5 protein-coding genes and 1 pseudogene are annotated in these 9,034 nt (G+C 60.2%); 3 read left to right on the top strand and 3 right to left on the bottom strand.

All coding sequences use genetic code 11. The features are described 5' to 3' along the window. On the top strand, positions 1–354 hold a 354-nt coding region (locus tag PSV43_RS00210), incomplete at its 5' end, for a response regulator transcription factor (protein ID WP_300192484.1). Here the strand turns inward: PSV43_RS00210 and PSV43_RS00205 are convergent. The 3 genes from PSV43_RS00205 to PSV43_RS00195 all read right to left on the bottom strand — a co-directional run bounded on the left by PSV43_RS00205 (position 345) and on the right by PSV43_RS00195 (position 5,004). Continuing rightward, complete coding sequence (locus PSV43_RS00205; protein WP_300192482.1) at positions 345–1,529, bottom strand: DUF1343 domain-containing protein; 1,185 nt, start codon at positions 1,527–1,529, stop codon at positions 345–347. The genes PSV43_RS00210 and PSV43_RS00205 overlap by 10 nt on opposite strands. Before the next feature lie 134 nt (positions 1,530–1,663). Continuing rightward, positions 1,664–4,030 (bottom strand): redoxin domain-containing protein, encoded by a 2,367-nt coding sequence (locus PSV43_RS00200; RefSeq protein ID WP_300192480.1) that lies wholly within the window; start codon positions 4,028–4,030, stop codon positions 1,664–1,666. A gap of 110 nt (positions 4,031–4,140) precedes the next feature. Continuing rightward, the gene (locus tag PSV43_RS00195) at positions 4,141–5,004 is read right to left on the bottom strand and encodes a ThuA domain-containing protein (RefSeq protein WP_300192478.1); all 864 of its coding nucleotides are present in this window, start codon (positions 5,002–5,004) and stop codon (positions 4,141–4,143) included. Positions 5,005–5,120: 116 nt separating this feature from the next. On the opposite strand from PSV43_RS00195, the gene aroE reads away from it, so the two are divergent. Further along, positions 5,121–6,026, top strand: a complete 906-nt coding sequence (gene aroE / locus PSV43_RS00190; RefSeq protein WP_300192476.1) for a shikimate dehydrogenase — start codon at positions 5,121–5,123, stop codon at positions 6,024–6,026. A 499-nt stretch (positions 6,027–6,525) separates the two neighbouring features. Continuing rightward, a pseudogene (locus PSV43_RS00185) lies at positions 6,526–9,034 on the top strand (hypothetical protein); the annotation flags it as partial.

The following is a 9,034-nucleotide window of genomic DNA, read 5'->3' as shown; positions in this document are numbered from 1 at the left end:
ATCGCACGCATCGGTTCAGCGCTGCGGCGCACTCGGGTGGTGAAAGCACCTGCGGACAGTTTTCAAGTCGGCCCGCTGCGCGTGTTTCCTGCGGAGCTGCGCGCACAGCGTGAGGATGAGAGCCTGGATCTGACCCCGCGTGAGGTGTCCATTCTCAAGCTCCTGCACGAGCGAGCCGGACAGGTGCTGAGCCGGGACACATTGCTGGATGTCTGCTGGGGCCTCGAGTACATGCCGGAGAGCCGCACGCTGGACCAGCACATCGCCAAACTGCGCAAGAAGATCGAGCGCGAGAGTGAGGAGATCATCGAAACCGTGCGCGGCGTGGGCTACCGCTGGCGCGGTCAGGGGTAGAGCAGGAAGCTCTGCCGCTGCGAGCGGAAGCTCTGGTTATATCCCTGCCAGCGGGAAACAATGCTGGCGGGGGAAACGCCTCGGCGCAGGTCGGAGTAGAGGGATTCGCTGCCATAGACCTTGTTGAAAAGGTTCAGCTTGGAGCCGCTCATACGGCTGATCACTTTGCCGCCGCTGAGCCGGTTGATTTCTGCGAGGAGGTGAACGTCCAGTGCGGTGATGTCCGCGCTGGCATGCGGCGAGATGTTGAGGCGGACGCCACCAAAGCCATTCTTGGAATAGGGCGAGAAACTGACGCCTGGCATGTTGAGCCGCTGGCAATACGCATAAAGCGCCTGCGGATTCACCCCGCTACCACCCGCGTAGCCAAAGGGGTTCTCAGTGCCGATGCCGATATCCACTGAGGTCGCACCGCCGAGGATGCCTGTGGCGACGTAGTAGAAGGGCGAGCTGGCGTGCGGGATGTTCGGAGAGGTTTGGTACCAGCGCAGCCCGGTGTCCTGCCAGGCCATATTGCGGTTCCAGCCCTGCATCTTGACGACATTCAGGCGTGGTGTACGAGCCATCCAGCCACGCGCTCCCGCCATCATGGCGAGTTCGCCAGCAGTCATGCCATGCACGTAGGGGACTGGAACTTGGCCGACAAAGGATTTCCATTTGGACTCCAGCGGCGGTCCTTCCACGCGCCAGCCTCCGAGGGGATTCGGACGGTCGAGTACGACGAACTGCTTGCCGCATTCCGCCGCCGACTCCATCGCCACGATCATGGTGCTGATGTAGGTGTAGCTGCGGCTGCCAATGTCCTGAAGGTCAAACACCAGCACGTCAATGTGGGCAAGCATCGCCGGGGTCGGCTTGCGCGTGGGGCCATAAAGGGAATGCACCGTCAGGCCCGTCACGCTGTCCCGCCGCGTGCTGACATGCAGCCCGGCGCCGATGGTGCCATCAATTCCATGCTCCGGTGCATACAGCGCCACGAGGTTCGGTCCCAACGCCCGCTGCATAACGGTGCGCGTGCGCTCGCCCCGGCCCGTCATGCTCGTCTGGTTCGTAATGAGCCCCACCCGCTTGCCGCGAATCAGGTCAAAGCCGCGCGATGCCAGCACATCAATGCCAAGCATGAACGGCCCAGCCTGCGCGGCCTGCCGCTGATATGCCTGCTGCGGAGCGGGCATCTCGCACGAGGCTAGAATGAGCGCTGTGAACGAAGCAACGATCCGAAGGAAAACGCGTGGGAAAACCATGCGCAGTCTTAACGGCGAATGCCGCAGGCAGCAACGTTACGCATACGTGAAAACAAACTTGTCTCTCACTCGCCCGCCTGGGCAGTGGAGACTGAGGGGCGGTCGAGCTGCAGCAGCCGCTTGGATTCTTCGAGCGCAAACTTGGCGTCCTTGAACGGCTCCCAACTGATGTCCTGCCAGCGTTGCTGCCCCTTGGTGTCGATGAGGATGGTGGCGTGCAGGTTTTCGTTTTCGAAGTCGTCGTGGGCGCGCACCTTTTTGAAGGATTCGAGGCTGCTGTCGCTCAAAATGGGGAAGGGTAGCGGCTGGTCGGGTTTGAGATTGAGCTTGGCGCGGATACCTGCGGCCGCCTGCGGGGTTTCGAGTGTGACGGCCACAAGTTGAATGCCCGCTTTGTCGAAGTCGGCGGCGGCTTTGGCGAAGGCCTGCATCTGCTCCACGCAGTGACCGCAGTCATGGCCGAGGTAAAAAAGGAAGAGTGTGGGCTTTTTGGAGGTAAAGTCTGAGCTCTTCACCGGCTGGTTTTCCAGCGTGAGCGCTTCAAACACCGGCGCATCGGGAGCATGCCAATGCACGGGACCGAGGCTGGCGATGTCCGGCCGTGTGCCGCTGTCCGTGCGCTTGGGCGCAGGAGCGGGCCAGTCGTTCTGGATGCCGAAGGTTTTCGCGAGCGTGTCGAGCCGCTTGGCGATTGGCAGGTCGCGGTCCATCGCGAAGGCCAGCTTGCGGGTTTCCTCAAAGGCCTTCTTGGCCTCCTCAGTTTTGCCGCAGGCCTGGAGGACTTCCGTTTTCGTAGCGAGGCCCACCAGATCGGCGGTGAATTTTTTGGTGAGCTCCGCCGCCTGCACCTTGTCGTCAAAGGTCAGCCAGTAGCGCGCCAGCCGTTCCTTCGGCATTTCGTCGAGCACCTTGAGGTCTGATAGCAGCTTGTGCGTTTCTCCGCGGCGCATAGAGCCGTCCTTGGTGCTCAAGGCCACCAGCGCCTTGAGTTCGGCAACGCCTGCGGCCTTTGCTTTCACTTCGGGCCGTGGCGTCTTCTTCTTGGCGCTCGTGTCAGCGCCGGCGGTTTTGGCGTTCGGCTTAGAGGCGGCGTTTTGCGATTCCGTCATCGCTTTGCCCTCGGTCTTGGGTCCCGCAGGCTTGGATGCTGATGTCTTCGTCTTTGCAACATTTGTGTCAGCCGTCTTTGCATTCGCATCCGTAGCCTTAGCTTCAGGCTCCTTCGGCGCAGCGGTGGAGACGCCCTCCAGTTCCTTCAGCGCGGCAGCCAGCGCCACGGAATCGCCAAGCTGATAGCTGGCGATGCCCAGCGCCCGAAATCGCGTGATGTCATGGGCGGCCACGCCCACGGGCGCCTGGGTAAAGGCCTTCACCTCCTCCCAATGCTCCCATTTCAGCAGCGTCTCGATCAGGCGGGTGCGGCCGTAGCTGGCGGAGGTGGAGGGCTTTTCGAGGTTGTTGTAGGTGGGATGACGTGGAATGGCGATGAGGCTGGTTGCAAGGGCTGCGGCGTCTTTGGCGCGGCCGAGGTCGTTGTAGGTGCGGGTGAGCCACTCCTCATTGTGCGCGTAATTGTGTATCTGATCCGGCAAGATGTAGGTGCGGATCATGTAGGCGTGATCGACGCGAGTGCTGGCTTCCTGCTGCCATGCGGCGTCGTCGGGGCGCTTCAATTTGGAAAAGGTATGACCCGGCATGTGCCACATGTGGGCGATGCCGGGGGCGGCCTGGCCGCAGTTGGCGCCGGACTTGAGGGCCAGGATGGGCTTGCTCTGATCCCACAGGTGGATGCGGTAGTGGTGAGCGGGGTGATTGGGGATGGCGGCGAAGATTTGATCGATCAGGGCATCGACCGCTTGCAGGCTGGACATGGGGGCTTCATCGCGTGAGAACCAGATGCGCCAGACGAGGAAGGCTTTGGCTTCGATGTCTTTGGGGTCGTCCTGAGCCAGGGTTTCGAAGTCTTTGATGCAGTCGAGACTCTTTTGCTTCTTGTCGCGTTTGTCGTTTTCGCGGTAGAGGTTTTCGAGGGTGGCGATCCACTTCTTTTCGCGTGGGGTGGCCTTGGCTTTGAGCGGGGTGGCTTTCTTGATGAAGGCGCTGGCGCGTTTTTCGTTGTTCACGTTGGCCATGCTCATGCCCCAGTAGGCCATGGCGCATTCGGGATCGAGCGCGGCGACCTGCCGGAAGGAGCGCTCGGCTTCGTAGTACCAGAAGCCGTGAAGCTGGCCGATGCCCTGGGTGAAAAACTTCTGCGCGTCCGGGTTCTTGGAGCTGATGGGGAAGTTTACCGCATCTCCGCAGCCGGGAATGAACACGGCGGCCTGTCGCGGACCTTCATTGAAGGCTTCGCCATTGGCGGAGTGGCCGGGGTCCCCATGGGCGTGAAACGCGAGGGTGAGGGCGAGGGCTGGAACGATGAAGTGGCGCATGAGGGGATGATTAGAACGCTGCTCGCGACGGGAAATTGGAGCTGCTGGTGCGAAAAAAGCAAAATGCCCGGAGGTGTGACCCCCGGGCATTCGCGAAGATGGGTGATGTCTTACTTTCCGTATCCCGGCTGCGCCTTGCCGTTTTCGTTGATGTGGCCGGTGGTCCAGAGGATGCCGCGGGTGATCAGGTCGAGGTAGCGGGCGTCACCGACGGTGGAGGTGTTGTGGCCGATGGTGGTGCTGAAGATCTTGGTCTTGTTCGGGCCGTACTCATTGGTCCAGGCGACGACGCTGGTCGCTTCGGTGGCTTTGGCATCCGGTGGCAGGGTTTCGCCTTTTTTGGCTTTCGGTGGCACGATCTGCACGCCGGAGGCAAGTGGCTTGCCGGTGAGGATCTGGATGTTGTTGTAGAGCTCTTCGTTGATGGTGGTCCAGTTTTCGAGGCCTTGGGTGATCGGGTGGGTTTTGTCGGTGAAGGTGATCGCAATCGGCTGCTGTGGGCCGTGGCCGGTGGATTGCAGGCCGATCATCTCATACCAGCCGGAGTTGTCGGCACCGGCTTTGACAGGCTCACGGAAATTGCCCCAGCGGTAGCTGTGCATGGCGCAGTGGAGATTGATGGCGGGCTTGCCTGCCTTGTGGGCATCGAGAATGGCTGCCACGTAGGCGGGGTCGGTCACGTCCGCGCTGCATTCGTCGTGGATGATGACGTCGAAATCTTTGGCCCAGTCCTTGGCCTTGTAGATTTCAAAGGTGGCCTTGGTGGTTTTGTCGGGATTGTAGGCGACATCGACGATGGCGTTCAGACGGGCCTCAATGCCTTCCTTGAGGACGAGGTGCTGCTTGTCATACTCATGGCAGCAGCCGCCGGCGACGATGAGGACGCGCAGAGGCTTGACGGCGGTATCAGCGGCCTGGGCGATAAAGAGGGCCGCAGAGACGGCGAGAGTGAGCAGGGGGAAGAGGAGTCGCATGGATTGGAGGCTTGGTTGGGAACGGGGTGCTGATTGCAGCGCGGATGGAACGGGATGTCGAGCGGGAAAATTGCGGGCAGCTTTGACAGCCCGTCGTTCTTCGGCATGTCTGGAGCGTGGGAGATTTTTTATCATTCGAAGATTTGATGGACTGGAATGCGGTGGCCGGGCGCTTTGCGCCGCCTGCGCGGTTGGCGGTGATCGGTGACCCCATTGGTCATTCGCGCAGTCCGCAGATGCACAATCCGGCGCTGCAGGCCTGCGGCATGGACGCGCAGTACATCCGAGTACAGGTGCCGGTGGGCCGTGTGGCGGAAGCGTTTCGGCAGTTTGCCCAGTGTGGCTTTCTCGGTGTGAACATCACGATTCCGCACAAGTTTGAAGCGCTGGATGCGGTGGATGTGCTCGATCCGCTGGCGCGTCGGCTCGGGGCCGTGAACACGCTTGCGATCCGGGATGGCAAATTGCACGGTTACAACAGCGATGGGCCGGGCTTTTTGCGCAGTGTGAAAGAGGCGTTTGGGGCAGACATCAAAGACCTGCGAGTCCTCATTCTCGGTGCGGGCGGTGGAGCAGGGCGGGCGGTGGCGGTGCAAAGCGCCCTCAGTGGATGTCAGAAACTGCTTTTGGTGAATCGTTCGCAGGCCAAGGCTGAAAGGGTGGCCGCTGAGATTCATGCGCTTGGCTGCTGCCCGGATGCAGCGGTGGTACCCTGGGATGATGATTCCCTGCGAGAGGCGCTGGCAAACACCGACCTGATCGTGAATGCGACATCACTAGGCATGAAACCTGACGACGCTCAACTGGTGCCTGGGGATGCGCTGTGTGCAAACCATCTCGTTTTTGACATGGTCTATCGTGCAGGGGGGGAGACCGCGCTGCTGGCGGATGCCAGACTGGCAGGGGCCAGGACCGTGGACGGTCTTACTTTGCTGCTGCACCAAGGGGGGATTTCTTTTGAACATTGGTTTAACTGCCCTGCACCGCTGGAAGTCATGCGTGCAGGTTTGCAGAATGCCTGATGGAGTGAAAGTTTGCGGGGCCGCATGAGTTCCTCGCGCCGGTTTGTGCTCAGCTTCTTGGGCCTGTCGTCGTCGTCGTCGGACTCTTTTGCGGGCTCATTTTGCTGCTCTGGAACTGGCTGGACCGCCACCCTATCTCCCCTCTGGTGGGTGGGCTGGTGGTGGGCATGGTCACGCACTGGTGTGTGAGAAATTGCGTGGCGGTGAGCTGCCCGTTCTGCGGCGGGAAGAGCTACGAAATTCCTGGTCGGGGAAACCGTTTCGCGTGCCGCGTCTGTGGCAAAGACCACTGAGGCAAATTGGACGTTGGCTTATCATTGGGCAGGTCAGAAATGGTCTTGTTTGTATTACAATTATATTACATATCACCTCTAGACAAGTGGCGGTGGTTTTCATGATAGTAGAAAAAATAAAGATTTACGCTACAAGTATGAGCATTACTTTCCTATCACGACTACGTCGTTCACGCTGGATACACACCGTGCAAATCTTTATTTTCATGTCTTGGGCACTGAATCCATTCCCCGGAGCATACTCCTACTGGGCCCTCAGCGGTGGCATTAAAACTGAAGTCGCCAATCCCCCCGAAGGCGATGACTGGTTCCAGCAGGACAGCGACAGCGACGGACTCAGCAATGCGCAGGAGGTGCAGTTTGGCAGCGATCCCTACCGCCTTGATTCTGACCTCGACGGTTTGCCAGACTCGGTGGAGTACCAGTATTCACTGACGGCGATCACCGCAGGCACTCCGCTGCCCTACGATCCTTGGAACTGGGACAGCAATGGCAACGGTTACTCTGATTTCGACGAATTCTACCAGCAGATCCAGTGGTACAATCCGGTGGTGAACTTCAACAACCTCACCGCAGGCAGCTATTTCAGCTACTCGGATGCGGATGGTGATGGATTGAAAAACTTCGAGGACAGCGATCCCCTCAATAACGACCGTGATGGTGATGGCATTTTAAACTGGAACGAAGCCTCCGGGCAGATGGACGATCCTTATAACGGCGCAGGGCCGCCGAACTCCGATCCCCCTCCAGTATACGATCCTGGCGTGGTCATTGGCGGAAACTGGTACCCCACTGGCACGGTGGACAGCGATGGTGACGGCACCCCTGATCAGTATGATCCATTTCCGTATGGCAGCTTCTGGTATCAGGGGATCGAGTATGGAGGAGCATGGGGTGACCGTGATAGCGACGGCATTCCCGATGTAACGGACTCTTTCCCGGATGGCAGCTACTGGTACAATAATGTGGAGTGTGCCGCACCCTATGTGGACCGGGACGGGGATGGCATACCAGACGCCTTCGATCCCTGGCCGCTGATTGCTGGAAGCTTTTGGTACAACAACACTGAATACCCCGGTGTTACGAGCGATCAGGATGGGGACGGCACCCCTGATCCGGCCGACTCCACTCCCAATGGCGATGGCGATGGCACCGGAGGCGGCACGCTTCCCAGTGATCCAGACAGCGATGGCGACGGCGTGCCCGACTCCCAGGACGCCTGGCCTAACGACTCCTGGAACGGACAGCCCCACTACACCTACAACGGCATTGAGTACCCTGGCTACTACGTTGACAGCGACGTTGATGGCATCCCTGACGCCTTTGACTCCACCCCCAACGGCGCAGACAGTGATGGTGACGGTGTGCCCGACTCCCTGGACCCCTTTCCCTATGACAACTGGAACGGCCAGCCCCATTACAACTACAACGGAGTCGAATATTCCGGTCTTTGGAGCGACTCGGACGGAGACGGCATTCCCGATGGCCTGGATGCCACTCCCTATGGCGGCTACTGGTACAATGGCACCGAATACGCCGGCACTTGGAGCGATCAGGACAATGATGGTATTCCCGATGGTGCCGACAGCAATCCCAATGACAAATGGAACGGCGCACCGCATTTCGAGTATCAGGGCAATGAGTACCCCGGCAGCAGCGCCGACGACCGCGATAGCGACGGCATTCCCGATGCTGCGGACGCTTATCCCGATGACGGCACCAACCGCTTCGACAGTGACGGTGACGGACTGAGCGATTTCGACGAGAACACGCAGTACGGCACTGATCCCGGCAAGGCGGATACAGACGATGACCGGCTGAACGATTCGGATGAACTCTTCCGCTACCACACCAACCCGCTGCTGGCGAAGTCGAACCCCGAGCAGCCTTTCAGCGACTTCTACATGGTGAACATGACGGATGACGACTCCGACGGCATCCCGAATGGTGTCGAACAGTGGTACGCGGATCAGGGCTATGGCATGAACCCCGCAGATCCGGCGGATGCCCATGGCGACCTGGACGGCGACGGTTACACGAATCTCCAGGCCTGGCAAAACGGCTGGAGCCTCACCGCCCATACGGACACCTATGACTATGACCAGGACGGCATTCTCGACGTGCTGGAGGACGCGTGGAATGCGGCCTATCCCGGTATGTTTGACAATCACAACCGCGATGACGCCACGGAGGACTTTGATGGCGACGGATTGATGAACTTTGAGGAAATCGCCCTGGGGCTCAATCCTGGCAAGGCGAACAGCCGCCATGGCAGCATCCATGACGTGCAGGAGTGGGCCTGGCGCGGCCGGGTGGTGGGCAGTCCTGCGGGGCTGTCCTGCGCCGGGCTGGGACTCAACAGCAGCGTGCAGCCCGAGTGGCAGGTGACGGGGGATGCCAACCACGACGGCGTGCCCGATGGCTTGCAGGCCTTCGTTACCGCGCTCAATGCGGACGCGACGCTGGTCACCCTGCCGCAGCGCCTGGCCAGCGGTGACTACGATGGGGATGGCATGCGGGACCGCTGGGAGTACTTTTACCACTTGGATCTGCGCTCTGCCGCAGATGCGCAGGGCAATCCCGACGGGGACAGCTTGATCAATTCCCTGGAGTACCTCCATGGCCGCAATCCGCTGGTCAGCGATGATCCGCCACCGGAAGATCCTCCCGTCCTCCTGCAGATCACCTCCAACAGCCTGCCGGACGGCACGGTGA

Origin of the sequence: Prosthecobacter sp. (genome assembly GCF_029946185.1) — a bacterium.
In the GTDB taxonomy this organism is placed as follows: Bacteria; Verrucomicrobiota; Verrucomicrobiia; order Verrucomicrobiales; family Verrucomicrobiaceae; genus Prosthecobacter.
This window is presented reverse-complemented; position numbering and strand designations above follow the sequence as displayed.